The following is a 26,455-nucleotide window of genomic DNA, read 5'->3' on the forward strand; positions in this document are numbered from 1 at the left end:
GCAGATTACGGCCGCGCGTCCCGACGGAATTGGCCGTTGCGCAGGAAATGCACGACCTGATCAACCACCGGACGAGTGTAGATCATCGCCGTATGCGCAACGGGCAAGATCAGGTGATCAGCCTGTCCAGCAAGATGGGTGGCCGCGACGCTGACCTTGCCATCATTGGCCGCGCGAAACACCAGGCCGGGAAGCCAGGCCTGCATCGGCCTGTCACCGGCAATGATGCCCAAGGGATAATCGACGGTGCCAAAGGCCTGGTCCACGCTGGCCTGCCGCCGCGTGCGCAATGCGTCCCCGGCGCGATGCAGGATGGGACCATGGAGGCGCAGCCGATAGAGGAGATCGGCGATTTCGCTGCCACCATTGGGTGTCCCTAACATCACGACGCGACCGAGATTGGGCGGGCGATGGCGCGCCAGATAAGCGCGCAGGACAAGGCCACCCATCGAGTGGCCGATGCAATGGACCGGGCCAGCTTGCGCCTTGGCAAAAGGCGCGATCCGCGCATGGATATGCTCAACGATGCGATCGATCGGCCAACGCCACGAGGGGTAGCCGATATTGCACACGGCAAAACCAGCGCGACGCAGACGACGGGCGAGCAGCGCAGTCTGGACCGGATGGCCACCAAAGCCGTGCAGCAATATGATCGCTTCGGGCGATGACGTGGACTGGGCCATGCTGTCGTTCCATATTAGCGCGAGCAGTATAAGAAAAAGGCGACCCTCGCAGGCCGCCCTTTCCGTCGCACATCTAAGCGCGGTTACTTCGTGCCTTCGGCCGCCTTGGCCCTGCCACCCTTCTTGCCCTTTTTGGGGGCCGCCGGGGTGATCTCGAAGGCGAGTGCCTCGTCCTTCATATGGACATGCACTTCGCCGCCATGGACCAGCTTGCCGAACAGCAGTTCCTCGGCCAGCGGCTGCTTGACCTTTTCCTGCATCAGGCGACCCATCGGACGCGCACCATAGAGCTTGTCATAGCCCTTCTTGGTGAGCCAGGCCTTGGCCTCTTCATCCAGCGTGATGTGGACGTCGCGGTCGGCCAGTTGCAGTTCGAGCTGCAGCACGAACTTGTCGATGACGCGGGCGACCACTTCGGGCGGCAGGTAGCCGAACGGCACGATCGCATCGAGGCGGTTGCGGAATTCAGGCGTGAAGAGCTTCTTCACCGCATCCTCCTGCACATCCTCGCGCGTCAGTTCGCCAAAGCCGATGCTTTCCTTCGCCATGTCCGAAGCACCCGCATTGGTGGTCATGATGAGGATGGTGTTGCGGAAATCGACGGTCTTGCCGTGATGGTCGGTCAGGCGGCCATTATCCATCACCTGCAACAATATGTTGAACAGGTCGGGATGCGCCTTTTCGATTTCGTCGAGCAGCAGGACGCTATGCGGCTGCTGGTCCACGGCATCGGTCAGCAAGCCACCCTGGTCATAGCCGACATAGCCCGGAGGCGCACCGATCAGGCGGCTGACCGAATGACGTTCCATATATTCCGACATGTCGAACCGCTGCAGCGGGATGCCGAGCAACGTCGCCAACTGGCGCGCCACCTCCGTCTTGCCGACGCCGGTGGGGCCGGAGAAGAGATAGTTGCCGATTGGCTTGTCGGGATCGCGCAAGCCCGCCCGCGACAGCTTGATCGCCGACGACAGCGTCTCGATCGCCTTGTCCTGGCCGAACACCACGCGCTTCAAATCGGTGGTCAGGCTTTCCAGCACGCTCTTGTCGTCGGACGACACTGTCTTGGGGGGGATGCGCGCCATGGTCGCGATGACCTGCTCGATCTCCTTGGGCGTGATCACCTTCTTGCGCTTGGATGGCACCACCAGCATCTGCATCGCGCCGACTTCGTCGATCACGTCGATCGCCTTGTCCGGCAGCTTGCGGTCGTTGATGTAGCGCGCCGACAATTCCACCGCCGCCTTGATCGCGTCGGGGGTATATTTGACGTGATGATGATCCTCGAACGCGGAGCGCAGCCCTGCGAGAATCTTGATCGTGTCCTCGATCGTTGGTTCGTTGACGTCGATCTTCTGGAAGCGCCGGAGCAGCGCCCGGTCCTTCTCGAAATGGTTGCGGAATTCCTTGTAGGTGGTCGACCCGATGCAGCGGATCGTCCCGCCCGACAAAGCGGGCTTCAACAGGTTGCTCGCATCCATCGCGCCGCCGCTGGTCGCACCAGCGCCGATGACGGTGTGGATCTCATCGATGAACAGAACGGCATGGGGCAGCTTTTCCAGCTCGGTGACAACCGCCTTCAACCGTTCCTCGAAATCGCCGCGATAGCGGGTGCCGGCCAGCAGCGCGCCCATGTCGAGCGAATAGATGACCGCTTCCTTCAACACGTCGGGCACTTCGCCCTCGACGATTTTGCGCGCCAGCCCTTCGGCGATGGCAGTCTTGCCGACGCCAGGATCGCCGACATAAAGCGGATTGTTCTTCGAGCGGCGGCACAGGATCTGGATCGTCCGGTCCACCTCCGACGCGCGGCCGATCAACGGATCGACCTTGCCGCGTTCCGCTTTCTCATTGAGGTTGACGGTGAACTGATCGAGGGCGCTGTCCTTCTTTCCCTTGCCGTCCTGCACCTTCTTTTCCTCCTCGGCTGACCCCTTGGTCTCCTGACGCTCGGGCGCGGGCGTGCCCTTGCCGACGCCATGGCTGATGAAGCTCACGGCATCGAGGCGGCTCATATCCTGCTGTTGCAGGAAATAGACGGCGTAGCTTTCGCGTTCGGAAAAGAGCGCGACGAGGACATTGGCGCCCGTCACTTCATCCTTGCCGGAGGATTGCACATGGAGGATGGCGCGCTGAACTACGCGCTGGAAGCCGCTGGTGGGGGAGGGGTCGCTTGCCCCCTCGACCTTGAGGCTGTCGAGTTCGGTGTCGAGATATTGGGTGACCACGTCGCCCAGTTCGCCGACTTCCACGCCGCACGCCTGCATCACTTTTGACGCATGTTCGTCATCAATCAGTGCCAGGAGGAGATGCTCCAGCGTGGCATATTCATGTTTGCGCTCCGATGCGTGGGTCAACGCATTGTGCAGCGTGGTTTCCAGAGCGGGCGCGAATGAAGGCATATCTACTCTACTCCTGACCCCAATGAAGGGTGATGGTGAACCCTATGTCGGCATTGCTCGACGGCGGATCAAGGCGCAGCGCCCGATCGCCGGAATTGCCAGACTGTCCATGCCCTAATATGCCCTTGAACGGGGCGCTTGGGGCTTGACGTGGGGTCATCGATTAAATAGCGCCTCGGCACTTGCCTTATGGTTAACGGCGCTTTGCATTTTTGCTCTGGTGCGGGCAATTTCCGCTTCTAGGGCGGACATGCGGGCTTCCAGTTCAATCACGGACAGCGGGCCTAGATCCTGTTGGATAAGCCGGGTCAGAAGATCGTCGCCCTTGCGGGGGAGGTCGTCATCCATGTCCATGGTTGCCAATGTTGACCCTGTTGCTCACGGTGTCAATATGGGTGGATGCTGGATGAGGCAATTTTGATGCATCGCAGCATCTGGGGTTTTTAGGGGGAATCTATGGCGGACGTTGAGGCCTTGCCCAAGGAGATGATGGCGATAGGTATCGCCGCGCCCGGTGGTCCCGACGCGCTGGTGCCGATGCGCCGCCCCTTGCCCGTCCCCGGCGATGACGAGGTGCTGATCCGTGTCGCCGCTGCCGGCGTCAACCGGCCCGATGTATTGCAGCGGCAGGGAAAATATCCGCCACCGCCCGGCGCTTCGGACATTCCGGGGCTGGAAGTCTCCGGCACGATCGTCGCGGCGGGGCGCAGTTCGGACATGCTGGTCGGGCAGCGCGTATGCGCCTTGCTGGCGGGCGGGGGCTATGCCGAATATGCGGTGGCGCCTGCGGGCCAATGCCTGCCGGTCCCGGCGGACTATGACATGGTGGAGGCGGCTGCGCTGCCCGAAACCCTCTTCACCGTATGGACCAACCTGTTCGAGCGCGCCTATGCGGTGGGTGGCGACACGGTGCTGGTCCATGGCGGCACCAGCGGGATCGGCACGATGGCGATCCGCCTGTGCAACCTGTTCGACGTCAAGGTCATCGTGACCTGCGGGTCGGACGAGAAATGCGCTCAGGCGAAGGGCTGGGGCGCGGACGAAGCGATCAACTACCGCACCCAGGATTATGTCGAGCAGGTCCAACGCATAACCGGCGGGCAGGGGGTGCAGGCCGTGCTGGACATGGTCGGCGGCGACTATGTACCGCGTAACCTCGAATGCCTGGCTGAAGACGGACGGCATGTGTCGATCGCCGTGCTGGGCGGCGCGAAGGCCAGCATCTTCATCCCGACCATCATGCAAAAGCGTCTGACCCTCACCGGCTCGACCCTGCGCGCGCGCTCGGTCGGTTTCAAAAGCCTGGTCGCCGACGAACTGGTCCGCAACGTCTGGCCCTTCGTCGACGAAGCCAAGCTCCGCCCGGCCATGGACCAACGCTTCGCCCTGGCGGATGCCGCGAAGGCGCACGCCCGGATGGACGCCGGCGAGCATTTCGGGAAAATCGTGCTGGTGGTGTGAGGGGCTGAACTGAATGAGGCCGAAAGCGGTCCCGACTCACGTCCCGTCATCCTGACGAAAGTCAGGATCCATTGGCTCTGCGTTTAGTTTCGGCACGACATGCCTTCCCCCCGTCATCCCCGCGAAGGCGGGGATCCATCTCCCACCATTTCCCACAGAACAGAGGTCGGGAGATGGGTTCCCGCCTTCGCGGGAATGACGGCGTAAAATGAACGTGCAGCGATCATTCAGTCGCATCGACTAAGCCAAAAACCCCTGCAAAACGTAGCATTTCCGTCATATTCGGTGCGGACTTGTAACAATGGCGCGCTAAGGACTCGGTCCCAAGGATAGACGTCTTTGGGGACCGTACCATGAACGCCATTACGCGCTTGCCCTTCCTGGGTGAGATGGAACAGGGCATTGACGACCCGTTCCACATCCCGGAGCGGGCGGGGCAGCGTCGCCGCTATCGCACCATTTGGATCTCGGACATTCACCTCGGCACGCGCGGCTGTAACGCCAAGATGCTGATCGATTTCCTCGACAGCGTCGACAGCGACACCATCTACCTTGTCGGCGACATCATCGATGGCTGGCGGTTGAAGCGCCGCTTCTACTGGCCCCAGACCCACAATGACGTGGTGTGGCGGCTGATGAAGCGTGCCAAGCGCGGCACGCGCGTCGTCTACATCCCCGGCAATCATGACGAAATGTTCCGCCAGTTCACCGGCATGAGCTTTGGCGGCGTCGAAATCCGGCGCAAGGCGATCCACCAGACCGCCGATGGGCGTAAGCTGCTGGTGTTGCATGGTGACGAGTTCGACACGATCATGCTCGCGCATCGCTGGCTCGCCTTCGTCGGTGACGCCGCCTACACGACGCTGATGCGCCTCAATGTGGTGGTTAATGCGGTGCGGCAGCGCATGGGCCTGCCCTATTGGTCGCTCAGCAAGATGGCCAAGCATAAGGTCAAGAATGCCGTGTCCTTCATTTCCCGTTTCGAGGAAGTGGTGGCCCACGAAGCCGGGTCGCGCGGCGTCGACGGCGTCGTGTGCGGCCATATCCACAATGCCGAAATGCGCGAAATCGACGGCATAGAATATTATAATGACGGCGACTGGGTGGAAGGCTGCACCGCGCTGGTCGAACATGATGACGGACAGATGCAGGTGCTGCACTGGGCCGACGAGATTGCGAAACGCACCGCCGCAGAGGGCGTGCAGCCATCGGCGCGGATGGCGGCCTAAGGGGGCAGGGGACATGCGGATAGCGATCGTCACCGATGCCTGGACCCCGCAGGTCAATGGCGTCGTCCGCACGCTCCAGACGATCCAGGTCGAACTGGAACAGATGGGGCATGAGATCATGGTGATCTCGCCCGATCTCTACGGTTCCATTCCCTGTCCGACCTATCCCGAAATACGCCTCGCGCTGGTGCGTCCCGCCGTCGTGGGCCAGGCGATCGCCGCCTTCCGCCCCGATGCGGTGCATCTGGCGACCGAAGGGCCGCTCTGCGTCGCGGCGCGGCGCTGGTGCCTGCGCAGCGCTGTGCCGTTCACCACCGCCTATCACACCCATTTCCCCGATTATGTCGCCCAGCGCACTGGGCTGCCGGCGGCCTGGTTCTGGCGCTATATCCGCTGGTTCCACGGCCCGGCGCAGGCGGTGCTGGTTTCCACCAAGTCGGTGCGCGATCAGTTGCGCGCGCATGGCGTCGCCAATGTGCGCCCGTGGGGCCGGGGGGTGGACCTCACCGCCTTCACCCCCGACGCGGTGCCGCCCGCCCTGTTCGCGGACCTGCCCCGTCCGATCCAGCTCTATGTCGGCCGGGTCGCGGTGGAAAAGAATATCGAGGCCTTCCTCGCGACCGACCATCCCGGCACCAAGGTCATCGTCGGCGATGGTCCCACCCGCGCGGCGCTCGAACGCGCCTATCCGCAGGCGCGCTTCCTGGGCGCGCTGTTCGGCGCGGACCTCGCCGGGGCCTATGCGGGCGCGGACGTCTTTGTCTTTCCCAGCCGCACTGACACATTCGGCCTGGTGATGATCGAGGCGCTGGCCTGCGGCACGCCGGTCGCGGGCTATCCCGTCACCGGGCCGATCGATATCGTCACGCCCGAAACCGGCGCGCTGTCCGACGATCTGGGCACCGCCATCGCGCAGGCCCTGCCGTGCGACCGCGCGGCCTGCGCCGCTTATGGCCGCAGTTTCAGCTGGGAACGCAGCGCGCAGGAATTTCTCTCTGGCCTGCACGCCATAGACCCGCTGTTGATCGACAGCGCCGCCTGACGCTTTTCCTTGCCGAACGGGGCGGGATGGACTATCTGCCAACGGTCGCGGCCGCCCTGCTTGGGCGGCCCTTATCGTTTTTACGTGCCGGAGAAGCCCCGTGTCCCAGCCTCTTATGCCCCACGCGACCGCCAGTTGGCTGATCGACAATAGCGCTCTGAGCTTTGACCAGATCGCCGAATTTTGCGGGCTGCACATCCTCGAAGTGCAGGCGATCGCCGATGACACCGCCAGCATCAAATATACCGGCCGCGATCCCGTCCGCGCCCATGAAATCACGATGGAAGAAATCCACAAGGGCGAACAGAACCCCGATTATCGCCTCAAGATGCTCAAGGGGCCAGAGCCGGTGCGCCGGACCAAGGGGCCGCGCTACACCCCGGTCAGCAAGCGGCAGGACAAGCCCGATGGCATCGCCTGGATCTTGCGCAACCACCCCGAAATCTCGGACGGCGCGATCGGCAAGCTGATCGGCACCACCCGCACCACCATCGCCGCGATCCGCGACCGCACCCACTGGAACATCTCCAACATCACGCCCAAGGATCCGGTAACGCTGGGCCTGTGTTCGCAACGTGAACTCGACGCGCTGGTGGCCAAGGCGGCGAAGAAGCTCGGCATCGAAGCGCCGACCGATTCGCGCCTGGATGGCGACCGCGAAGCGCTGATCGAAGAGCTGCGCCGTGAACGGAAGGACGCGTTGCAGCGCGCCGAAGACGCGCTCAAGAGCGAGACGGACCTGATTTCGAGCGTCGCCACGATCATCGATCCGTTCAGCAACAACAAGGGCGAGGTGTGATGCCGTAGCGTCACGCGGCGACCTCAGCAGGTCGTTGCAATGCAGCATTTTTTCAGGGTCGCGCCGGGCTTTCGGCGCGGCCCTTTTTGCTGTGCTTGACGCTTGCGTAAAGCGGGCGATGGCCATACACTTTGGGCCATGGAGAACATAGAAAAGCTCTGGAGAGAGAATTACCGCCACCCCGCTTTGTGGGACCAGACCTTCCCGCCATTATCGATGGGGGACATGGTCACCGACAGCGCGCTGGCCCATCCCGACGCCATCATGATTGATTTCATGGGCCGAAAATTCACCTATGCGGAGGTGTTCGGCCAGATCAAGCGCATCGCCTGCGGCCTGCAGGCGATGGGGGTCAAGAAGGGCGACCGGGTCGGCCTGTATCTGCCCAACACGCCTCATTATGTTGCGGCCTATTATGGCGCGCTGATGGCCGGCGCGATCGTCGTCAACTTCTCCCCGCTCTACACCGCCGCCGAACTCGAACATCAGGTCGAAGATAGCGGAACCAAGATCCTCTTCACTTTGTCGGCCAAAGCGCTGCTGCCGACCGCGCTCAAGGTGCTGGACCATAGCAGCCTCGAAAAGCTGGTGGTCGGTTCGGTCGCCGAAATGCTCTCGCCGTTCAAATCGCTGCTGTTCCGCTGGTTCAAGGCAGCGGAGACGGCCACCCTGCCGCATGATCCCCGCGTGCTGCGCTATGACAAGCTCATCGCCAATCCGGGTGCCTGCACCGTGGCGGACATCAACCCGGAGCAGGACATCGCCCTGCTGCAATATACCGGCGGCACGACCGGCACGCCCAAGGGCGCGATGCTGACGCACCAGAATCTGACCGCCAATGCGCGCCAGGCGCAGGTGATCGACCCGCACGCCAACGAGCCGGATCGCATCATCGCAGTGCTGCCCTTTTTCCATGTCTTCGCCAATACCTGTACCTTGAACCGTACAGTGCTGAACGGCGGCGAGATGGTGATGCTGCCGCGCTTCGACGCGGCGCAGGTGCTGGCCGCCGTACAAAGGGTCAAGGCGACCTCGCTGCCCGGCGTGCCGACCATGTTCCAGGCGCTGCTCGATCATCCCGCGATCCGCAACATCGACTTCTCCTCGCTGCGCGCCTGTATTTCGGGCGGCGCGCCGCTGCCGCTGGAAGTGCGGCAACGCTTCGAGGAAGCCACCGGGGCCAAGCTGATCGAAGGCTATGGCCTCACCGAAACCAGTCCGATTGTCTGCACCAACCCCTATGAAGGGCTGAACAAGACCGGCACGGTCGGCCAGCCCGTGCCGGGCACGCGGGTCAAGATCGTCGATCGCGAAGACCCGACCAAGCCGCCGCCGCCGGGCGAGCCGGGCGAATTGCTGTTCGCCGGGCCGCAGGTGATGAAAGGCTATTGGAACCGCCCCGATGCGGACGCCGAAGTGTTCATGGGGGACTTCATCCGCACCGGCGATGTCGGCGAAATCGACGAGGACGGCTATGTCCGCATCGTTGACCGGCTAAAGGACATGATCTCGGTCGGCGGGTTCAAGGTTTTCCCCAGCCAGGTGGAATCGGTCCTCTATCACCACCCCGCGGTCAAGGAGGCGCTGGTGATCGGCGTGCCAGACCATTATCGCGGCGAACAGCCCAAGGCCTTCGTCACCCTCAATGACGGGTTCGATATCGATGACGAAGCGCTCAAGGCCTGGCTCAACCCGCAACTGGGCAAGCATGAGCGGGTGAAGGCCGTCGAAGTGCGGCTGACACTGCCCAAGACGCTGGTGGGCAAATTGTCGCGCAAGGAACTGGTTGCCGAAGAACGGGCGAAGGCGGCTGAATTGGCGACTGGAAGCGGCGCCTGACCCTTCCTATCTATGGCATCGAACATGGATAGGAATGACGATATGACGCAGGAAGTCGCAACGCTGGCCGGTGGATGCTTCTGGTGTACCGAGGCGGTGTACCAGAATTTGAAGGGCGTCAGTGGCGTCGAAAGCGGCTATATCGGCGGCGCGCGCCCGAACCCGACCTATGAACAGGTTTGTTCGGGAACAACCGGCCATGCCGAAGCGATCCGCATCAGCTTCGACCCTTCGGTCATCAGCTATGCCGACCTGCTGGATATCTTCTTCGCCACGCACAATCCGACGACGCTGAACCGCCAGGGCAATGATGTCGGCACCCAATATCGCTCCGCCATCTTCCCCCATTCGCCGCAGCAGGCCGAGGAGGCGCGCGCCGCCATCGACCGCGCCCAGGCCGATCAGACCGACCCGATCGTCACCACGATCGAGGAGGATGCGCCCTGGTATCCGGCGGAGGATTATCATCAGAAATATTGGGAGCGGGTCGGCGAGAGCAATCCCTATTGCGTGGCGGTGATCCCGCCCAAGCTCGCCAAGCTGCGCAAGGGTTTCGCCGAGCGCATCGAAGCGTAATCGGCTCGCGACGGTTCATTGCGCTTTGCTTCGTCCTTAGGCTGCGGTTAATGTGCGCTATGCCATGTCGGCGGCGAAACAAATCGGGGGCTGAAAGATGACGAAGCTATTATGGATCGCCGCGCCGCTGATGCTGGTCGGTTTGACCGGCTGCGTGGCAAAGGCCGCGCTGGACGTCGTGACCCTGCCCGTGCGCGCTGGCGCGCAGGCCGCGGACTGGGCCACGACCAGCCAGGACGAATCCGACCGCAACTACGGCCGCAAGATGCGCGAACAGGAAGCCCGCGAAGGCAAGGCGCGCAAGAAAGCCGACAAGGAACGGCGCAAAAAATGCCGCGAGGCCGGCTACGATAATTGCGGGTAGTGCCAGCAGACCTATAGGTCGCGTTACCCGACCTGTGTCGGGGAATAACGCCCATGGGCCGTTATGTTTGCGCGCTGGTACAGTACGAACGACTCCCCTCCCCGGCGGGGAGGGGTCGGGGGAGGGGGAGCGAGGCGAAGCCGAGCGTCCACGCTGGCGGCGGCGCACCCCCACACAACCTCCCCCTCAAGGGGGAGGAGCCTTATGGGTCGCAATCATTGCATCTCGGTATAAGGCAATGAGCTTGCAGCGCCTCACGCCGCCGCGCGTTTCAACCTGTCGTTGATCGCCGCGCCGATCCCCTCCATCGGGACGGGCGCAACCGCGATCTTCACCGCGGCGCTCGCATCAGCGATGTGAAGCGCCGCGAACAGGCTGGCGGCGGCCTCCCGCACATTGGCGTCGGGGCTTAGGTTGATGTGGCAAGGCATCAGGCCGAAGCCGATCAGATATTCATCCTTCTCCGCCCGCAACGCATTCAATCGCACCGGTTTGGACGGCGCATAATGGCTCTCTAGCTGGCCGGGCGCCTCGATCTTGTGCGCGCCAGTGCCGATGACAACGGGAAGCCCGCTTGCCTCCTCCAGCATCGCGGCGGTGACAGGGCCGGGGCGCAGCAGCCGTACTTGGTCGGCGTCCGGCGCGGCGATGGTCGATTCCACGCCTTCGCTGGTCGGCCCCTCGTCCAATATCATCCGCACCTTGCCATTCAGGCTGGCCAGCACATGCTCGGCGCGCGTCGGGCTGATCGACCCGCTGCGATTGGCGGACGGTGCGGCGAGTGGCCGCCCACTCTCGCGGATCAGCGCGCGCATCGCCGGATGCGCGGGCAGCCGCAGCGCGACGGTGGGCAAGCCTGCCATCACCAACGGCGACAACCCGCTATCCGCCCGCACCGGCAGCACCAATGTCAGCGGCCCCGGCCAGAAACGGTCGGCAAGGCGCATGGCGACCGGGGAGAAATCCGCCAGCCGCTCGGCCATGGCCCGATCAGAAACGTGGACGATCAAGGGGTTGAAGCTAGGCCGACCCTTGGCGCTGTAGATCGCGGCGACGGCATGGCTGTCGGTGGCATCGGCGGCCAAGCCATAGACCGTCTCGGTGGGGACCGCCACGGGTTCCCCCGCACGGATCAATAGCGCTGCCTCCCGCAGCGCTTCGGCACCATAACGGCAGGATTTGGTGGAATAGGCTGGATTGGCGATGGTCACGGCCCCCGCGATATAGACCTCGGTAGCTTCAAGTAAAAGTCCATTGCGACAGGAGAATGACATTGGTGGACCTGCGCTTGCCGCAGCGATCATCGCTGGCTAAGCCCGGCGCATGAACGACGCCCTCCTGACCCGCATCGCCGACGCGCTCGACCGGCTCGCCCCGCCACCAGCCGCTAGCGCCGATCTCGCCGCATCGCCCGCCTATATGTGGGACGGCCACGCCATCCAGGCGGTGGATGCCTTCGCCCCGGTCGATTACGACCTGCTCACCGGCATCGACGCGCAGAAAGGCGCTTTGCTCGAAAACAGCCGCCGCTTGGCCGCTGGCCATGCCGCGCATGACGTGCTGCTGTGGGGCGCGCGCGGCACGGGCAAGTCGGCGGCGGTGGCGTCGGTTGTCGGCCGGTTGCAGCGCGAAGGGCAAGACATCGCCCTGCTGCAATGCGCGACCGATGCGCTGGCCAGCCTGCCTGCGCTGTTCGCGCTGTTGCGCGGCACTGACCGGCCGTTCATCCTGTTCCTCGATGACCTCGGCTTCGACGAGGGCGTGGGCGACGCCCGGACGTTGCGCTCATTGCTGCAGGGCGGGACGGCAGCGCGCCCGGCGCATGTCCGCCTCTATGTTACCTCCAACCGCCGCCACATCGTCCCCCGGCATCTGTCGGAACAGGATGACCCGATCAACCCGCGCGACGTTGTGGACGACCGGATGGCGCTGTCCGACCGCTTCGGCCTCAGCCTCGGCTTCCATGCGCTCGACCAGGACGCCTATGTCGCGATCGTGCGCGGCTATGCAGCCAAGCTGGGCGTCGCATTCGACCCACTGGAAGCGATCCAATGGTCGACCCAGCGCGGCAGCCGATCAGGCCGCGTGGCCTGGCAATATGTCGTCGAACTGGCCGGGCGGCACGGGCTGACAGTCTAGAAGTAAAACCATCCTCCCCTTGTAGGGGAGGTGGCTGGCCGAAGGCCAGACGGAGGGGTGTCACCGCTCTCGATAGGGCGATACCCCTCCGTCATCGCTACGCGCTGACACCTCCCCTGCCAGGGGAGGATGCGGAACCGTGCAGGGCGGTCCATCTTAACGACTGCTGGGCGGCATGGGCTGAAAGTCTGAAGCCGTCAGTTGGCCTTCGTCACCCGCCACACCACGCCGCCGACATCGTCGCTGACCAGCAGCGCGCCCTTGGCGTCGGCGGTCACATCGACTGGACGACCGCGGGCATTGCCATCGGCATCCAGAAAGCCGGTCAACACATCGACCGGCTTGGCCTTGCCCGCTTCGCCATCGGCAAAGCCCACGAACACGACCTTGTAGCCCGCCGCCGGCTTGCGGTTCCAACTGCCATGCAGGCCGACGAATGCGCCCTGGGCATAAGGCGCGCCCAGCGTAACCTTGTCGGCAAAGGTCAACCCCAGCGGCGCGACATGATTGCCCAGCGCATAGTCCGGCCGCTTGGTATATTCGCGCAATTGCGGCCGCTGCGGCTGGACCCGGCGATCCTCATAACCGCCCCAATAATTCCACGGCCAGCCATAAAAGCCGCCAAATTCCACCCGCGTCAGATAATCGGGCACCAGATCGGCACCCAGCATGTCGCGTTCATTGACCACGCCCCACAGCGCGCCGCTGGTGGGTTCGAAAGCGAGGCCGACCGGATTGCGCAGGCCCGACGCGAAGATGCGATAGCTGCCATCCTTGGGATTGACCTCCAGCACCGAAGCGCGGTTGGTCTCGGTCTCCATCCCGTTCTCGCCGATATTGCTGTTGGACCCGACACCGACATAGAGCAGCCCATCAGGTCCAGCCGTCAGGCTGCGGGTCCAGTGCATATTGGGGGCCTGGGCAGGCAGGTTCAGGATTTTCCGGCCCGCGACGCTGATCTTCAGGTCGCCCGGCTTATAGGGAAAGGCCATCAGCGCGTCGCTATTCGCGACATAGAGCATGTCGCCGACCAGTGCCATGCCATAGGGCGAGTTCAGCCCGGTCAGGAACGCCGTCTTCGTTTCCGCGCGGCCATCGCCATCGGCGTCGCGTAACAGGGTGATGCGGTTGGCGGACGGATCGCCCGCGCCCGCCTTCGCCATCAGATAATTCATCACCCGCTGGACGATGCCGTCCTTGGGCCGGGGCGGGCTGTTGGTTTCGGCCACCAATATGTCGCCATTGGGCAGGCGTAGCATGGAGCGGGGATGGACAAGGCCATCGGCAAAGCGCGCCACGGCAAGCCCCTTTGCGGCAACCGGCTGTTCACCGCCGGTCCACGGCTTCACTTCGGCGATGTTGATCGTGGGGATCATTTCGCTGCGCGGCTTGGTGAAGACCGGTTCGCGCCCCGTATCCGCGCCGGGCGGCAGTTGCGACGTGTCTCCCTGCGCAAGGTAGAGGAACGCGCCGCCGGCTACGACGATGGCGATGAGGGGGAGGGCGATGACATGCTTGTTCATGCCATCCCATCTATGTCGCCGTGCCGCGCCGGGCAAGGCGGATGGACGGGCTTATTTGCCGCGTTCACGCAGCCATAGCAGCAGGGCGATGAGGATGCCGAGCGCCAGGCCCGACAGCAGGCCGATGCTGGGCTGTCCCATCAATCCGCCGGTGATCGCGCCGCCCAGGATCAGGAAAGCGATGATGGCGCCCGCGCCGGTGGGGTCTTTCTTGCGCTTCGTCATGCCCCGCCCTTGCCACGGCGTGGCGGCCAATGCCAGCGGCTTTGCGCGGCGATCCCGCCGGGACCGTTTCGGGACAGGCTGTGCCAGAGTGGCGCAGCCTGTCCCGCTCTGGGACTTGGCTAACGGATCGTTCACGCTGCTAACCCGCCTCCCATGGCAAAGCGGGGAAATGGCACGGCAATTGAAGCACTTGCCTGAACAGCCTATCGCTAAAATCGTCGGGGGATCATCATGCAGCTACCATATCTTTCGGATCGAAAGAGCTATGACGATGCGACCGAGCTGATGGCGATATTCGGGGCCGATGCAGGCTATGAAGCCGCCGCGCGAGCCGACCGCAGCCTCGACCTTGGCAATCACATCCATTTTTGCCACTGGCGTCAGATCGAGCGGCTGATCGTCCTGTTGGCGGATGACCAGCCGGTCGGCACCATTCACTGATAGACGGCGTTAGAGGCGCAGGCCCGCCGTTTCGGGCAGGCCCGCCAATATGTTGAGATTCTGCACCGCCGCACCGGCCGCGCCCTTGCCCAGATTATCGAGCGCCGCCACCAGCCGCGCCTGACCACTATCGGCATTGCCGAACACGAACAGCGCCAGCCGGTCGGTCGCGCCGACATGCTCCAGTTCGACCTGCCCCATCGCCGCGCTCTCGCTCAAGGACGCTACGCTGACCAGCGGCGACCCCGCATAGGCGTCCGCCAGAGCAGTATGCACCTTCTCCAGCGACGGCGCACCCGGCATGGCACGCAGTTGCAGCGGCACTTCCACCACCATGCCGCGATAGCCATTGGCGACGGCCGGCGCGAACAGCGGGGGATGGACCAGGCCCGAATAGCGGGTCATTTCCGGCACATGCTTATGCCCCAGGCCAAGGCCATAGGCGCGGAATGCGGTGGGCGCGCCGTCCGCGCCCTCATATTCGGCGATCATCGCCTTGCCGCCGCCCGAATAGCCCGATGCGCCTGACACGGTCACCGGCCAGTCGGCAGGCACCAGTCCCGCGAGCGTCAGCGGCCGGACCAGCGCCAGAAAACCGGTCGGCCAGCAACCCGGATTGGCGACGAAGCGCGAGGCTGCGAGCTTTTCGCGATGGCCCGGCTCCAGTTCGGGGAAGCCATAGGTCCACCCGTCCGCCACGCGATGCGCCGTCGACGCGTCGATCACCCGCGTATGATCATTGTCGATCAGCGCCACGGCCTCGCGCGCGGCGTCGTCGGGCAGGCACAGGATGACGATATCGGCCGCGTTCAGCGCATCGCGCCGCGCCGCCGCATCCTTGCGGTCCTTCTCATCCAGCGTGATCAGCGACAATTCGGGGCGTCCCGCCAACCGGTCGCCGATTTCGATGCCGGTCGTACCGACGCCGCCATCGATGAAGATAGTGTGGCTCATGCGCCGATCCTCCGCCGTGCGATAATGGGTTGGGCATGGTCGTCGGCCAATCGCGCGACGACATCGGCCAGCGGCTCCTTGACCACCGCCATCCAGTGCGCATTGGCGTGCAGCAACGTCTTGCCATCGGTCATGATGCCGACATGGCCCGGAAAGAAAATCAGGTCGCCCCGCCGCAACGCCGCGTCGCTTTCGATCGGCAGGCCGATGCCCTCGCATTGCAGGTCGGTGTCGCGCGGTACGGCGATGCCGCATTGGCCCAGTGCCGCCTGCACCAGCCCCGAACAGTCGATCCCGCGATGACCGCGTCCGCCCCACACATAGGGCTGGCCGAGATAGGCTTCGGCGACCGCGACCCAATCGCTGTCCGCTTCGCTGATCGCTTTGGCATGGCAGCTATGGATATAGCCTTCGGCGCAACTGATGAACGCGCCTTCGACTTCGCCGGTAAACTGCGCGCCCATCGGCCAATAGTCGAGCACCTGCGCCTTGATATCGGGCTTGCGAAACAGCGGCGCGGTCTGCGCGGTGATGCGGTGGGTCACCGTTTCGGCGACGTCCAGCGCCTCGCGCCGGATATAGCCGACATAGCCGTCATGACCGCAAAAGCCCCAGGCCCAGTCGGTCATTACGTCGAGCGCATGGAATGTCTCGCCGCGCAACAATTCGGTCACGGCTTCGGCGCTGGGGGAGGGGGCCGACAGGATTGGCGTGCCCGGCATCACGCAGGTAAAGGGCACCGCGCGCGCATAATGGGCGGAAAAGAGAATACCCGCCAAAGCCAGGTCGGCGAGATCGCCGCGCGCGGCGTGGATACGGCGGTCAAGCGCGACCGAACGGCCATCCAGCTTGAACCGGCTTCTTTCAGGCGGTGCGTTCCGCTTTGCTGTTGTCGTGCCTATCATCGCGCGCGGTTCCTGCGATGAAATGATGAAAGGCGTCAAGGAATTCCGCCCCTTTGGGGGTCCGGGTGATGAAAATATTGCGTCGATCGGCCACATCGCGCTCACGGCGGAGATAGCCCAGCGCCGATAATTTGTTCAACGCGCGGGTGATGACGGGCTTGGACACATGCAGCGCTTCGGCAAGGCCGCGCACCGTATGCGGCCCGGCACCGATATAGACGGTCATCATCAGCGCCATTTGCCGGTTGGTGAGGTCCGGTTTGCCCGACCGGACATAATCCACCAGCGTCCGCATCCATTGGCGAAGCGGCTGAACTCCGGGGCGTTCAATGGCGGCAACCTGATCTTGTGCTGTGTGGACGTTCATGCGGGCTTAACGCACGATGCCCAATCGGGTTGCGTAACGGTCCTGCGGAATGTGACGCTTTACTTAGCGGGCTGGTAACGCTGCTGTAACAGCTTGAATGCCGCGCGCAGCCCCAGCGCCTCGCCGCCTTTGGGACGACCGGGCTTGGCCGACGGCCGCCAGGCAAAGGTGTCGAGATGCAGCCAGGGTGTCCCTTCGGGCACGAAGCGCTGCAGAAACAGAGCGGCGGTGATCGCCCCGGCAAAGCCGCCTTCGCCCGCATTGTTGATATCGGCGATGTCGGACTTCAACATATCGGCATAGCCCTCCCACAAAGGCAGCCGCCAGGTCGGATCATCCACGTCCGTCCCCGCCTGCGCCATATCGGCGGCCAGCCGGTCATCATTGGCGAACAGGGCGGGCAGGTCCGGCCCCACCGCGACTCGCGCAGCGCCCGTCAGCGTCGCGAAATCGACGATCAATTCCGGCTTCTCCTCCGCCGCGCGCGCCAGCGCGTCGCCCAGCACCAGCCGCCCCTCTGCATCGGTATTGCCGATCTCGACCGTCAGCCCCTTGCGGCTGCGCAATATGTCACCGGGACGAAAAGCATTGCCGCTGATCGCATTTTCCGCCGCCGGGATCAGCAGGTGCAACCGCACCGGCAGCCGCGCCGCCATGATAAGCTGCGCCAGCGCCAGCGCATGCGCCGCGCCGCCCATATCCTTTTTCATCAGGCGCATGCCTGACGAGGGTTTGATGTCCAGGCCACCGCTGTCGAAGCTGATGCCCTTGCCGATAATGGCGATGCGCGGCGCAGCCAGATCGCCCCAGGTGAGTTCAATGAGGCGCGGCGCGAAATGCCGGTCGGCGGCGCGCCCGACGGCGTGGATCATCGGATAGCCATGCGCCAGCGCATCGCCGCGCGTCACCACGACCGTCGCGTCAGAGGGCTTGGCGACCGCTTCGGTTGCCGCTTCCAGCTCGGCCGGCCCCATGTCAGCGGCGGGCGTATTGACCAGATCCCGCACCAGTGCGACCGCCCGCGCCAGCTCGACCGCAGGCGCGATCCGCGCAACGTCGCCGGTCAGCAATTGGCGCGTCCCGACCTGAACATCCTCGCGGCGGTAGCGGTCGAACCGATGCTGCCCCAGCATCCATCCCAGCATCGCCGCACCGGGCGATCCTTCCGCCAGGCGATAGCGTCCTTCGGGCAACGTCTCGGCGAGGCGCGCCAGGCACCAGGGACCAAGCGCCGCCTTGTCCGCCACCCCGGCCACGACCATCCAGTCGCCGTCCCGCTCACCCGGCAGGATCGCCGTCTCCTGCGGCTTGGCCCGGAATTTCTGCGCCGCCAGCAGCGCGCGACTCTGTTCCGGGCGGCTCGCGAGCCAAGCGTCCAGCGCCTTGGCCTCGACCAGATGGATCGGATGGGCGGGCTGCCCCGTGTCGGCTTTGATGCAGTAGGCAAAATCGGTCATGGCAGGCATGTAAGGGAAAGCGCCGAGCCAAGGGAAGGCGTAATTTATTCGTCGCCCCAACCGCACGGTCGGCCCTTTCTTCCTTTGCACTATCGCGCGCGCGCGCTTAGTTTCGAAGTCATAACCACAGCCAAGGAGAGAGACGATGCTTCATGCAGACGATCGTGGCCTACAGGCCCTTCGCGCGCGCGCCTACACGCTCGCGGAAACAGGACATTTTGAGAATATCCGCGCCGTCGAACAGGCGCTGATCGCAGAGGGCTGGCCCAATGCCGCCCAGGCGCTGGACAGCGAATATGCGCGCAAGGCGGTCGGCGAACGCTGCCGCATGGCAAAGGCGCATTGATGCGGCGGGCGCACGCACCAAGTGGCCTGATCGCGCTGCTGCTGGTTGCAGCCTGCGCCCCGTCGTCCGACGCCCCCGTCGGCAATGCTGCCGAGAATGAAGCGGCCGCCCGCTATGCCGATCGCATGGCGGGCACGCCGCCCCCCGCGCCACCATCCAAGCCCTTTGCGGTCAAGGAAACGGCAGGCGGCCTGGAATTTTCTTACGCCTACCCGGCAGAGGCCGCCGCCGTCCCCGCGCTGGTCGACAAGTTCGCGCGCGACATGGCCGCGACCAAGGCCGACGCGCTGAAAATGGCGATGGAAGACAGCGCGGCCGCAAAAGAGTCCGGCTATCCCTTCCGCCCGCACAGCCTGGAAACAGAGTGGAGCGTCGCGGCCGACACGCCCCGCTTCCTCGCACTCCAATCGCAAACCTATGTCTATACCGGCGGCGCCCATGGGATGACCGGCTATGACGCCGTGCTGTGGGACAAGGCGCGGAAACAGGAAAGCAGCGTCAAGGCGCTGATGACCGCGCCCGCCGCCTTCTCCACCGCCATCCGCGACCGTTTCTGCGCGATACTCGACCAGCAACGCGCTGAAAAGCGCGGCGCCCCCGTCGTGCGCGGCGACGATGACTTCACCCAATGTATCGACCCGATGGAACAGGTGCTGGTGCCGACATCGAAGGATGGCAAGCTGATCGACGGCCTGACCGTGGTGGTCGGCCCCTATAGCGCCGGTCCCTATGCGGAAGGCAGCTATGAAGTCGCCTTGCCGGTCGACGCTGCGATGCGCGACGCGATCAAACCGGACTATCGCGATGCCTTCGTGGCGGTAGATTAGGCTAGCGCCCTTCCCAATCCTCCCCTGGCAGGGGAGGTGTCAGCGCGTAGCGATGACGGAGGGGTGTTGCCCTCTCGATAGGGTGACACCCCTCCGGCTGGCCTTCGGCCATCCACCTCCCCTTAAAGGGGAGGATTGGCATGGTTGGCTAAACCCTAAACCGGCACGCCATAAAGATCATGCTCGTCGGCATCCTCGATCAGTACGTCAAAGATATCGCCCGCCTTCCGCCCTTCGCCGACATCGCGCAAAAACACATTGCCGTCGATTTCCGGCGCATCGGCCTGGCTCCGCGCGGTGGCGCCAATGCTGCCATCCTCCTCGTCCGCTTCGCCCACTTCATCGACGATCACCGGCAGCACGCGCCCGACCTTGGCCGCCAGCTTGGCGGCGCTGATCGCGGCGGTCTTTTCCATGATCCGCTGATAGCGTTCTTCCTTGACCGCTTCGGGCACCGCGCCCGGCAGGGCGTTGGCCGCAGCCCCCTCGACCGGTTCGAAGCGGAACGCGCCGACGCGGTCGAGCTGCGCTTCATCCAGCCAGTCGAGCAGATATTGAAAATCGGCTTCCGTCTCGCCCGGAAAGCCCACGACGAAGCTCGACCGGATCGTGATGTCGGGGCAGATGGCGCGCCATTTATGGATGCGGTCCAGCACCTTGGCTTCATTGGCCGGGCGCTTCATCGCTTTGAGCACCGACGGCGATGCGTGCTGGAACGGGATGTCGAGATAGGGCGTCAGCAGCCCCTCCGCCATCAACGGAATGACCTGATCCACATGGGGGTAGGGGTAGACATAATGCAGCCGGACCCAGGGGGCTTTCCCATCCGCGTCGCGCAACTGCCCCAGTTCGCGCGCCATGTCTGTCATGTGCGCGCGTACCTCGCGGCCCTTCCACTGGCGCGGCTCATGCCGGGTGTCGACGCCATAGGCCGACGTATCCTGGCTGATGACCAGCAATTCCTTGGTCCCCGCCGACACCAGCTTTTCCGCCTCGCGCAGCACCGCGTCGATCCGCCGCGACACCAGGTCGCCGCGGATCGAGGGGATGATGCAGAAGGAGCAGCGATGGTTGCAGCCTTCGCTGATCTTCAAATAGCTATAATGACGCGGCGTCAGTTTGAGGCCACCTTCGGGCACCAGATCGACAAAGGCGTTGGGGATCGGCGGCGATGCATCATGCACCGCATTGACCACCTGCTCATATTGATGCGCGCCGGTGACGGCCAGAACCTGCGGGAATTTCGCGCGGATCAGGTCCGCCTCGTCGCCCATGCAGCCCGTGACGATGACGCGGCCATTCTCGGCCATCGCCTCGCCGATCGCCTCCAGCGATTCTTCCTTCGCCGAATCGAGAAAGCCGCAGGTGTTGACCAGCACGACATCGGCCCCGGCATAATCCGCCGACATCTGATAGCCGTCCGACCGCAGTTTGGTGAGGATGCGTTCGGAGTCGACCAGGTTTTTCGGACAGCCGAGCGAAACCATGCCGATCTTCGGCGCGTCAGGAAATTTGGTTGCCATGATGGTCGCGCACATAGGGATTTGCGCGCCAAATGTCACGCGCCGCCATCAACCTGCCGGGTTATGGCCGGTCCTGGCCGTCGCCCTCGGCGATTTCGATGATCAGGTCACCACTCTGCAGGCTCTTGGCCTCCGGCTCCCAAAAGCCGATCGGCCGGTCGTCGCGATAGATGCGCACGCCAAGCCCGGTGGTAACGGCGGAGAGCGGCTTGCCGATTTCCTCCGGAAACACCGGCCGTTCGTTCAACCGCACGCGCCCGCCCGATGCCGCCAGATCGGCCATATAATCGGCGATATGCTTGCCGCTGGTGCTGCCCGCCATCAATAGTCCGGCAAAGCTGACCGGGTTGATGACGGTGGTCGCGCCAGCCTGACGCGCGGGCAATTCATTATCCTCGTTGCGCACCACGATGCTGATCGGGATGCGCGGGGCCAGATGCCGCGCCGTCAGCGTGATGAGGATCGACGTATCGTCGCGCCCGGCCGACACGATCATGCTGCGCGCCCGGTGGATCGCCACATCCTTCAACACGCTGTCGCGGGTCGAATCGCCGCACAACACATTGCACCCCTTGGACTCGGCCAGTTCCAGCGCCTTGTCGCTGCCGTCGATCACCACGATCTCGCGCGGATTGGTGCCGCGCGCCAGCAATTCGCGCACCGCTTCTTGGCCACTGGTGCCGAAACCGGTGACGACGATATGATTGTGCAGATCGGCCTGAATACGTGCCATGCGCCACCTGTAGAGGATATTGCGGAGGAAGAGATTATAGGCCGTGCCCAGAAAGATGAGCCAGACGAACAGTCGGATCGGCGTAACGAACAAGGCTTCGAACAGCCGCGCTTCGGGCGTGACCGGGACGATGTCGCCATAGCCAACGGTCGTCACGGTGACCGTCGTGAAATACAGCACGTCGATGAAGCTGATATGATCGTCGAGATTGTCCTTCAACCCATCGCGGCCGATCCAGTGCAGCCCCAGTACGAGCGTGATCAGCCCGAACACCAGCCCGACGCGCCAGCTGATATCGACCCACATCGGCATCGACGAACGCCGTCGCAGGAAACCCTCGGTACTGGGGGAGGCGGCGCGGGGCTTGACGTTCATGGCGTCGGCAACTGGGTGAGGGGGTTCACGGGCACCCGGTCCTTGCGCAATTCGAAATGCAGCTTGGGCTGGCTGGCATAGCCGGTATCGCCGGTCAAGCCGATGACCTGGCCGCGCGTCACCTTCTGCCCGCGCACGACATCGACGCGCGACGCATGGCCATAGGCGCTGACCCAGCCGCTGCCATGGTTGATCAGCACCAGCCCGCCGAACACCGCCACCTTGTCCCCGGCATAGGCGACCACGCCATCGGCGCTCGCCTTGATAGGGGTGCCATCGGCCACGCCGATGTCGATGCCGTTATTCTTTGCGCCACTGGCACCGGGGCCGAAGCGCGAGACGATGCTGCCCTTGACCGGCCAGGCGAAGCGGCCGTTCAGGCGGCTTGGCTGGGCGATCGGCACATTGCTCGGCAGCGGGCGCGGCGCAGCGGACGCCACCGCCACCGGCGCATTCTCCGCCGCCGCAGGCTGGCCCCCGGTCAGCACATCATCAATGTCGATGCGAAAGGCGGCGGCGCGCTGTTCCAGGTCGGGCGCGCTTGCAGGCGTATTGCCGGGCAGCAGCAGGCGGCGTCCGCGCCGCAGCATATAGGGCTCTTCCAGCCCGTTCACCGCGACGATCTGGCTCCACGGCACACCATAGGCAGCGGCGATCGCAATCCCCGTTTCGCCCTCCGCCACCAGATGATAGCGGCCACCGGGAATGGACAAAGCCTGTCCCACGCGCAGGGCGAAGGGCGGAGTCAGCCCATTGACCCGCGCGATCATTTCCGACCCCGCGCCGGTGCGGTTGCCGATGCCGCGCAACGTATCGCCGGGCTGCACGACATAGCGCGATGCCGCAACCGTCTGCGCATTGGCGACCACTTGCTGCGCGGTCCATACCGGTTCCTGCTCGACCAGTTCCACGCTCGACGCATCGGCGTCCAGCCGCGGCGGGAGCGTGTCGCCGCCCGTGCGGGTGCTTTCAGTCGGGATGCAGCCGCTCAGCAGCAAGAGGACAAAAGATAATCGCGCGCGAGACATCGCCGCCTGTCTATCGCAATAGTGCGAACTTGCCACCCCCCTGTTCTGGCCGCGTCCAGTCAGGCGGGGAAGGCGGCCGCCGTCACCGCCATGGCGCTGTCCTGCGTCAGGTCATAATGCAGCGGCGTCACCGTGATATAGCCCTCCGCAATCGCCGCCAGGTCGCTGCCTTCGGGCACCGCGTCGCTGCTGCCCAGCGAGAACCAATAATAGCGATAGCCGCGCGGGTCGGTGCCCTCGACGATCTTGGTGCGATCGACATCATGAAAGCCCTGCCGCACTACGCGGATGCCCTTGATCGCGTCGGGGTCGATCGCCGGGAAATTGACGTTGAACAACATGCGCGGGGTCACGGGCAGCGCGATCAGCGGGCGCAGCACCTTCTCACCCCAGGCTTCCGCCGCGGCGAACGGCACATCGTCGCCCATGCCCGATCGGGCATAGACCTGGCTCAGCGCGATGGATCTTATGCCCGAAATCGTCCCCTCCATCGCGGCGGCGACCGTGCCCGAATAGGTCACGTCCTCGGCCAGATTGGCCCCGCGATTGACGCCCGACAATATGAGGTCGGGCTTGGCATCCTTCATCAGATGCCCCACCGCCATCATCACCGCGTCGGTCGGGGTGCCAGTGACGCTATAATGGCGCTCGCCATGTTTGCGGATGCGCAGCGGCCGGGTCAGCGTCAGGCTATGCCCGGCCCCCGACTGCTCCTCGCTCGGCGCGACGATCCAGATATCATCGGACAGGGTCCGCGCGATTGCCTCTAGCACCTTGAGGCCGGGCGCATGCACGCCATCATCATTGGTCAAAAGGATACGCATAGCCAAAAAAACTCCGTTCGCCCTGAGCCTGTCGAAGGGCATTCCTTCTTGAAGAAAAGAACGGGGCTTCGACAGGCTCAGCCCGAACGGAATCTTATTTCGGGGTAAGCACCGTCACCCCACCCATATACGGCACCAACACCTCCGGCACGATCACGCTGCCATCGGCCTGCTGATAATTTTCCAGCACCGCGACCAGCGTCCGCCCGACCGCCAGCCCCGACCCGTTCAGCGTATGCAGGAAGCGCGTCTGCTTCTCACCCTCCGGCTTGTAGCGCGCATTCATGCGCCGCGCCTGGAAGTCGCCGCAGTTGGAGACGGAGCTGATCTCGCGATAGGTTTCCTGGCTTGGCAGCCAGACTTCCAGATCCCATGTCTTGCGCGCGCCAAAGCCCATGTCGCCGGTGCACAGCAGCATCTTGCGATAGGGCAGGGCAAGCGCCTGGAGGATGCCCTCGGCCGCCGCACACATGCGTTCATGCTCGGCTTCCGACTCGTCGGGCGCGCAGATGGTGACCAGTTCGACCTTCTCGAACTGATGCTGGCGAATAAACCCGCGCGTATCGCGCCCCGCCGAACCCGCTTCGGACCGAAAACAGGGGGTCAGCGCCGTCAGCCGCACCGGCAACTCTGCCAGCGGCACGATCTGGTTCGCGACAAGGTTGGTCAGCGAGACTTCGGCGGTGGGGATCAGCCAGCGTCGGTCCTCTTTGGCTTCCCCACGCATAATCATGAACATTTCTGTGAGGACAGTCGCGGATTGCTCTGGATCATGCACACCCATCGCATGAATGATCTTTAAACAACGAGCACGAACGTCTTCCAACTTTAAAACAATTTCAGTCTGAAAGAGATCATCTTCAAACTTGGGCAATTGCCCGGTGCCGAACAACGCTTGGTCCTTGACCAGCAACGGCGGATTGGTCTCCTCATACCCATTCACGCCGGTTTGCGTGTCGAGCATAAACTGCGCCAATGCCCGATGCAGCCGCGCCATCTGGCCCCGCAACGCGGTGAAGCGCGCGCCCGACAGCTTCGCACCGCCCTCGAAATCCAGCCCCAGCGCCGGGCCGAAATCCGCATGGTCCTGCGGCGCGAACTCGAACACGCGGGGCGTGCCCCAACGGCTCACCTCGACATTGGCGTCCTCGTCCGCCCCCTCCGGCACATCGTCGGCGGGCAGGTTGGGGATCGCCGCCAACATCGCCGTCAGCGCATCGCCCAATTCGCGCTCCTGCGCTTCCAGCGCAGGCGTGCCATCCTTGAGCGCCGCCACTTCGGCTTTCAGCGCCTCGGCCTTGTCTTTGTCGCCAGCCGCCATGGCCTGGCCGATCAGTTTGCTCGCCTCGTTGCGGCGGGCCTGGCCGACCTGCAACTGCGTCTTGATCGCTCGGCTCTGCTCGTCGAGGGCCAAGATTTCGGCGGACAGGGGGGCGGCTCCGCGCCGGGCAAGGCCAGCGTCGAAAGCGGCGGGATTTTCGCGGATGAAACGGATGTCATGCATGGCCAGTCCTATGCCGCCCTGCGATCGGCCACGCAACCCTGCGCGCTGTCATCCGTTACACACCTATCCCCTGAAAAAGAGAGAAGGAAAAGGCGATGCAAATAGATCCAGGCGCACTTGTGCTGGTAGCCGACGGCCGCAAGATGTTGTTTTTCCGTAACAAGGGCGATGCCGCCATTCCGAACCTGGAAACGGAACAGGTCGAAAAGCAGGATAATCCTGCCGATCGCGATCAGGGCACCGACACGCCCGGCCGCGCCTTCAATTCGGTCGGCGGTCATCGCAGCGCCATGTCGGAAACCAATTTCCACGATCTGGAGGAAGACCGGTTCGCCGCGCAGGCCGCCGACATCCTCAAGCATCGCGCTTTTGCCAACGACTATGAAAAGCTGATCATCGTCGCACCACCCGGCACGCTGGGCGAAATGCGCAAACATTATCACAAGGAAGTCCAGGACCGCTTGGCCGGCGAGATCGCCAAGGATCTGGTCAACCATCCGATCGCCGACATCGAAAAGATCATCGCGGACAATTGATCCCGCGCTGACAAAGCACAAACGAAAAGGGCGGCCTCCGATACCGGAAGCCGCCCTTTCTTCGTGACCTGTGTTGAAAGCGTCAGGCGGCGGCCTGCGCCTTGCGATCGGCAAAGCGGCGACGGGCGACCAGCGCCACGGCCGCCGCACCGAACAGCAACACCATCGGCGGGGCTGGGACATCGGTGCCACCCGAACTGCTCGTGCCACCGCTCGATGAAGAACTGCTCGAAGACGCGCTGCTCGACGATGTCGAGGACGACGTGCTGCCGGTGCTGCCGAAGCTGGACGAACCGCCCGACGAGGAGCTGCTCGAAGACCCGCTGCTGCCACCCGTCGAACCGGGATGATCC

Annotated in this window: 28 protein-coding genes; 13 read left to right on the forward strand and 15 right to left on the reverse strand. The window is 64.0% G+C overall.

What is annotated here, in order from left to right:
- Positions 1-5: 5 nt before the first annotated feature.
- The 3 genes from ACZ2HM_RS02320 to ACZ2HM_RS02330 form a co-directional block, all read right to left on the reverse strand.
- Positions 6-683 (reverse strand): esterase/lipase family protein, encoded by a 678-nt coding sequence (locus ACZ2HM_RS02320; protein ID WP_470426129.1) that lies wholly within the window; start codon positions 681-683, stop codon positions 6-8.
- A gap of 83 nt (positions 684-766) precedes the next feature.
- Positions 767-3,085 (reverse strand): ATP-dependent Clp protease ATP-binding subunit ClpA, encoded by a 2,319-nt coding sequence (gene clpA / locus ACZ2HM_RS02325; RefSeq protein ID WP_470426130.1) that lies wholly within the window; start codon positions 3,083-3,085, stop codon positions 767-769.
- A gap of 156 nt (positions 3,086-3,241) precedes the next feature.
- Positions 3,242-3,439, reverse strand: a complete 198-nt coding sequence (locus ACZ2HM_RS02330) for a DUF1192 domain-containing protein (RefSeq protein ID WP_470426781.1) — start codon at positions 3,437-3,439, stop codon at positions 3,242-3,244.
- Between the two features lie 102 nt (positions 3,440-3,541).
- Between ACZ2HM_RS02330 and ACZ2HM_RS02335 the strand changes: the two genes are divergently transcribed.
- The 7 genes from ACZ2HM_RS02335 (at position 3,542) to ACZ2HM_RS02365 (ending at position 10,395) form a co-directional block, all read left to right on the forward strand.
- Positions 3,542-4,546: an NAD(P)H-quinone oxidoreductase gene (locus tag ACZ2HM_RS02335; protein WP_470426131.1), complete on the forward strand. Its 1,005-nt coding sequence runs from the start codon at positions 3,542-3,544 to the stop codon at positions 4,544-4,546.
- 353 nt (positions 4,547-4,899) lie between these two features.
- Entirely contained in the window at positions 4,900-5,775 is an 876-nt protein-coding gene (locus ACZ2HM_RS02340; protein WP_069064845.1) for a UDP-2,3-diacylglucosamine diphosphatase, read from the forward strand.
- A gap of 13 nt (positions 5,776-5,788) precedes the next feature.
- The gene (locus ACZ2HM_RS02345; protein WP_037476887.1) at positions 5,789-6,817 is read left to right on the forward strand and encodes a glycosyltransferase family 4 protein; all 1,029 of its coding nucleotides are present in this window, start codon (positions 5,789-5,791) and stop codon (positions 6,815-6,817) included.
- A gap of 115 nt (positions 6,818-6,932) precedes the next feature.
- Complete coding sequence (locus tag ACZ2HM_RS02350) at positions 6,933-7,616, forward strand: DUF1013 domain-containing protein (protein WP_037476890.1); 684 nt, start codon at positions 6,933-6,935, stop codon at positions 7,614-7,616.
- A gap of 138 nt (positions 7,617-7,754) precedes the next feature.
- Complete coding sequence (locus ACZ2HM_RS02355; protein ID WP_037476892.1) at positions 7,755-9,455, forward strand: long-chain-fatty-acid--CoA ligase; 1,701 nt, start codon at positions 7,755-7,757, stop codon at positions 9,453-9,455.
- A 42-nt stretch (positions 9,456-9,497) separates the two neighbouring features.
- A complete protein-coding gene (gene msrA, locus ACZ2HM_RS02360; RefSeq protein ID WP_037478931.1) occupies positions 9,498-10,031 on the forward strand; it encodes a peptide-methionine (S)-S-oxide reductase MsrA in 534 nt (177 codons plus the stop codon).
- Between the two features lie 97 nt (positions 10,032-10,128).
- Positions 10,129-10,395 carry a hypothetical protein gene (locus ACZ2HM_RS02365; protein WP_037476894.1) on the forward strand — a complete coding sequence of 89 codons (267 nt, stop codon included), beginning with the start codon at positions 10,129-10,131 and terminating at the stop codon, positions 10,393-10,395.
- 254 nt (positions 10,396-10,649) lie between these two features.
- Here the strand turns inward: ACZ2HM_RS02365 and ACZ2HM_RS02370 are convergent, their stop codons facing one another.
- Entirely contained in the window at positions 10,650-11,606 is a 957-nt protein-coding gene (locus tag ACZ2HM_RS02370) for an L-threonylcarbamoyladenylate synthase (RefSeq protein WP_037479596.1), read from the reverse strand.
- A gap of 112 nt (positions 11,607-11,718) precedes the next feature.
- Here ACZ2HM_RS02370 and ACZ2HM_RS02375 point away from each other — a divergent pair, with 112 nt between their 5' ends.
- The gene (locus tag ACZ2HM_RS02375) at positions 11,719-12,534 is read left to right on the forward strand and encodes an ATP-binding protein (protein WP_470426132.1); all 816 of its coding nucleotides are present in this window, start codon (positions 11,719-11,721) and stop codon (positions 12,532-12,534) included.
- Between the two features lie 197 nt (positions 12,535-12,731).
- Here the strand turns inward: ACZ2HM_RS02375 and ACZ2HM_RS02380 are convergent, their stop codons facing one another.
- Entirely contained in the window at positions 12,732-14,057 is a 1,326-nt protein-coding gene (locus ACZ2HM_RS02380; protein ID WP_470426133.1) for a PQQ-dependent sugar dehydrogenase, read from the reverse strand.
- Positions 14,058-14,108: 51 nt separating this feature from the next.
- Entirely contained in the window at positions 14,109-14,282 is a 174-nt protein-coding gene (locus tag ACZ2HM_RS02385; RefSeq protein WP_171899197.1) for a hypothetical protein, read from the reverse strand.
- A 231-nt stretch (positions 14,283-14,513) separates the two neighbouring features.
- On the opposite strand from ACZ2HM_RS02385, the gene ACZ2HM_RS02390 reads away from it, so the two are divergent.
- Positions 14,514-14,723 (forward strand): hypothetical protein, encoded by a 210-nt coding sequence (locus tag ACZ2HM_RS02390; protein WP_333974222.1) that lies wholly within the window; start codon positions 14,514-14,516, stop codon positions 14,721-14,723.
- A gap of 9 nt (positions 14,724-14,732) precedes the next feature.
- Here ACZ2HM_RS02390 and argC read toward each other — a convergent pair whose 3' ends face one another.
- From argC to ACZ2HM_RS02410, 4 genes are read right to left on the reverse strand one after another with little or no spacing between them, the layout of a single operon-like run.
- The gene (gene argC, locus ACZ2HM_RS02395; protein ID WP_037479846.1) at positions 14,733-15,677 is read right to left on the reverse strand and encodes an N-acetyl-gamma-glutamyl-phosphate reductase; all 945 of its coding nucleotides are present in this window, start codon (positions 15,675-15,677) and stop codon (positions 14,733-14,735) included.
- A complete protein-coding gene (locus ACZ2HM_RS02400; RefSeq protein ID WP_470426134.1) occupies positions 15,674-16,582 on the reverse strand; it encodes a C40 family peptidase in 909 nt (302 codons plus the stop codon). The genes argC and ACZ2HM_RS02400 overlap by 4 nt, the downstream gene beginning before the upstream one ends.
- Positions 16,542-16,949, reverse strand: a complete 408-nt coding sequence (locus ACZ2HM_RS02405) for a MarR family transcriptional regulator (RefSeq protein WP_069064834.1) — start codon at positions 16,947-16,949, stop codon at positions 16,542-16,544. The genes ACZ2HM_RS02400 and ACZ2HM_RS02405 overlap by 41 nt, the downstream gene beginning before the upstream one ends.
- A 59-nt stretch (positions 16,950-17,008) precedes the next feature.
- On the reverse strand, positions 17,009-18,406 hold the full coding sequence (locus tag ACZ2HM_RS02410; RefSeq protein ID WP_470426135.1) for a leucyl aminopeptidase family protein: 1,398 nt from the start codon (positions 18,404-18,406) through the stop codon (positions 17,009-17,011).
- A 145-nt stretch (positions 18,407-18,551) separates the two neighbouring features.
- On the opposite strand from ACZ2HM_RS02410, the gene ACZ2HM_RS02415 reads away from it, so the two are divergent.
- Positions 18,552-18,752, forward strand: coding sequence for a hypothetical protein (locus ACZ2HM_RS02415; protein WP_313924338.1), 201 nt, complete (start codon positions 18,552-18,554; stop codon positions 18,750-18,752).
- The gene (locus ACZ2HM_RS02420; protein WP_470426136.1) at positions 18,752-19,579 is read left to right on the forward strand and encodes a DUF4163 domain-containing protein; all 828 of its coding nucleotides are present in this window, start codon (positions 18,752-18,754) and stop codon (positions 19,577-19,579) included. Before ACZ2HM_RS02415 ends, ACZ2HM_RS02420 begins: the two co-directional genes overlap by 1 nt.
- 155 nt (positions 19,580-19,734) lie before the next feature.
- Here ACZ2HM_RS02420 and rimO read toward each other — a convergent pair whose 3' ends face one another.
- The 5 genes from rimO to serS all read right to left on the reverse strand — a co-directional run bounded on the left by rimO (position 19,735) and on the right by serS (position 25,566).
- Positions 19,735-21,117: a 30S ribosomal protein S12 methylthiotransferase RimO gene (rimO, locus tag ACZ2HM_RS02425; RefSeq protein ID WP_470426137.1), complete on the reverse strand. Its 1,383-nt coding sequence runs from the start codon at positions 21,115-21,117 to the stop codon at positions 19,735-19,737.
- A 46-nt stretch (positions 21,118-21,163) separates the two neighbouring features.
- Positions 21,164-22,210 carry a potassium channel family protein gene (locus ACZ2HM_RS02430; protein WP_470426138.1) on the reverse strand — a complete coding sequence of 349 codons (1,047 nt, stop codon included), beginning with the start codon at positions 22,208-22,210 and terminating at the stop codon, positions 21,164-21,166.
- Positions 22,207-23,238, reverse strand: a complete 1,032-nt coding sequence (locus tag ACZ2HM_RS02435; protein ID WP_470426139.1) for a peptidoglycan DD-metalloendopeptidase family protein — start codon at positions 23,236-23,238, stop codon at positions 22,207-22,209. The genes ACZ2HM_RS02430 and ACZ2HM_RS02435 overlap by 4 nt, the downstream gene beginning before the upstream one ends.
- Positions 23,239-23,297: 59 nt before the next feature.
- Positions 23,298-24,062 (reverse strand): 5'/3'-nucleotidase SurE, encoded by a 765-nt coding sequence (gene surE / locus ACZ2HM_RS02440; RefSeq protein WP_470426140.1) that lies wholly within the window; start codon positions 24,060-24,062, stop codon positions 23,298-23,300.
- Between the two features lie 94 nt (positions 24,063-24,156).
- Positions 24,157-25,566, reverse strand: a complete 1,410-nt coding sequence (gene serS / locus ACZ2HM_RS02445) for a serine--tRNA ligase (RefSeq protein ID WP_470426141.1) — start codon at positions 25,564-25,566, stop codon at positions 24,157-24,159.
- A gap of 95 nt (positions 25,567-25,661) precedes the next feature.
- On the opposite strand from serS, the gene ACZ2HM_RS02450 reads away from it, so the two are divergent.
- Both ACZ2HM_RS02450 and ACZ2HM_RS02455 read left to right on the forward strand, forming a co-directional pair.
- A complete protein-coding gene (locus ACZ2HM_RS02450) occupies positions 25,662-26,102 on the forward strand; it encodes a host attachment family protein (protein WP_037479872.1) in 441 nt (146 codons plus the stop codon).
- A gap of 101 nt (positions 26,103-26,203) precedes the next feature.
- On the forward strand, positions 26,204-26,452 hold the full coding sequence (locus ACZ2HM_RS02455) for a hypothetical protein (protein ID WP_470426142.1): 249 nt from the start codon (positions 26,204-26,206) through the stop codon (positions 26,450-26,452).
- The last annotated feature ends 3 nt before the right edge of the window (positions 26,453-26,455 follow it).

This window comes from Sphingobium sp. KKT206 (genome assembly GCF_055640555.1).

Coding starts and splice junctions, on each gene's coding strand:
- ACZ2HM_RS02420 (WP_470426136.1), top strand. CDS start 18,752: ATGCGGCGGGCGCACGCACCAAGTGGCCTGATCGCGCTGCTGCTGGTT.
- ACZ2HM_RS02450 (WP_037479872.1), top strand. CDS start 25,662: ATGCAAATAGATCCAGGCGCACTTGTGCTGGTAGCCGACGGCCGCAAG.
- ACZ2HM_RS02405 (WP_069064834.1), bottom strand. CDS start 16,949: ATGAACGTCCACACAGCACAAGATCAGGTTGCCGCCATTGAACGCCCC.
- ACZ2HM_RS02430 (WP_470426138.1), bottom strand. CDS start 22,210: ATGAACGTCAAGCCCCGCGCCGCCTCCCCCAGTACCGAGGGTTTCCTG.
- ACZ2HM_RS02365 (WP_037476894.1), top strand. CDS start 10,129: ATGACGAAGCTATTATGGATCGCCGCGCCGCTGATGCTGGTCGGTTTG.
- ACZ2HM_RS02400 (WP_470426134.1), bottom strand. CDS start 16,582: ATGATAGGCACGACAACAGCAAAGCGGAACGCACCGCCTGAAAGAAGC.
- clpA (WP_470426130.1), bottom strand. CDS start 3,085: ATGCCTTCATTCGCGCCCGCTCTGGAAACCACGCTGCACAATGCGTTG.
- ACZ2HM_RS02435 (WP_470426139.1), bottom strand. CDS start 23,238: ATGTCTCGCGCGCGATTATCTTTTGTCCTCTTGCTGCTGAGCGGCTGC.
- ACZ2HM_RS02410 (WP_470426135.1), bottom strand. CDS start 18,406: ATGACCGATTTTGCCTACTGCATCAAAGCCGACACGGGGCAGCCCGCC.
- ACZ2HM_RS02385 (WP_171899197.1), bottom strand. CDS start 14,282: ATGACGAAGCGCAAGAAAGACCCCACCGGCGCGGGCGCCATCATCGCT.
- ACZ2HM_RS02375 (WP_470426132.1), top strand. CDS start 11,719: ATGAACGACGCCCTCCTGACCCGCATCGCCGACGCGCTCGACCGGCTC.
- ACZ2HM_RS02330 (WP_470426781.1), bottom strand. CDS start 3,439: ATGGACATGGATGACGACCTCCCCCGCAAGGGCGACGATCTTCTGACC.
- ACZ2HM_RS02390 (WP_333974222.1), top strand. CDS start 14,514: ATGCAGCTACCATATCTTTCGGATCGAAAGAGCTATGACGATGCGACC.
- ACZ2HM_RS02415 (WP_313924338.1), top strand. CDS start 18,552: ATGCTTCATGCAGACGATCGTGGCCTACAGGCCCTTCGCGCGCGCGCC.
- ACZ2HM_RS02320 (WP_470426129.1), bottom strand. CDS start 683: ATGGCCCAGTCCACGTCATCGCCCGAAGCGATCATATTGCTGCACGGC.
- ACZ2HM_RS02345 (WP_037476887.1), top strand. CDS start 5,789: ATGCGGATAGCGATCGTCACCGATGCCTGGACCCCGCAGGTCAATGGC.
- msrA (WP_037478931.1), top strand. CDS start 9,498: ATGACGCAGGAAGTCGCAACGCTGGCCGGTGGATGCTTCTGGTGTACC.
- argC (WP_037479846.1), bottom strand. CDS start 15,677: ATGAGCCACACTATCTTCATCGATGGCGGCGTCGGTACGACCGGCATC.
- ACZ2HM_RS02355 (WP_037476892.1), top strand. CDS start 7,755: ATGGAGAACATAGAAAAGCTCTGGAGAGAGAATTACCGCCACCCCGCT.
- rimO (WP_470426137.1), bottom strand. CDS start 21,117: ATGTGCGCGACCATCATGGCAACCAAATTTCCTGACGCGCCGAAGATC.
- ACZ2HM_RS02340 (WP_069064845.1), top strand. CDS start 4,900: ATGAACGCCATTACGCGCTTGCCCTTCCTGGGTGAGATGGAACAGGGC.
- serS (WP_470426141.1), bottom strand. CDS start 25,566: ATGCATGACATCCGTTTCATCCGCGAAAATCCCGCCGCTTTCGACGCT.
- ACZ2HM_RS02350 (WP_037476890.1), top strand. CDS start 6,933: ATGCCCCACGCGACCGCCAGTTGGCTGATCGACAATAGCGCTCTGAGC.
- ACZ2HM_RS02380 (WP_470426133.1), bottom strand. CDS start 14,057: ATGAACAAGCATGTCATCGCCCTCCCCCTCATCGCCATCGTCGTAGCC.
- surE (WP_470426140.1), bottom strand. CDS start 24,062: ATGCGTATCCTTTTGACCAATGATGATGGCGTGCATGCGCCCGGCCTC.
- ACZ2HM_RS02335 (WP_470426131.1), top strand. CDS start 3,542: ATGGCGGACGTTGAGGCCTTGCCCAAGGAGATGATGGCGATAGGTATC.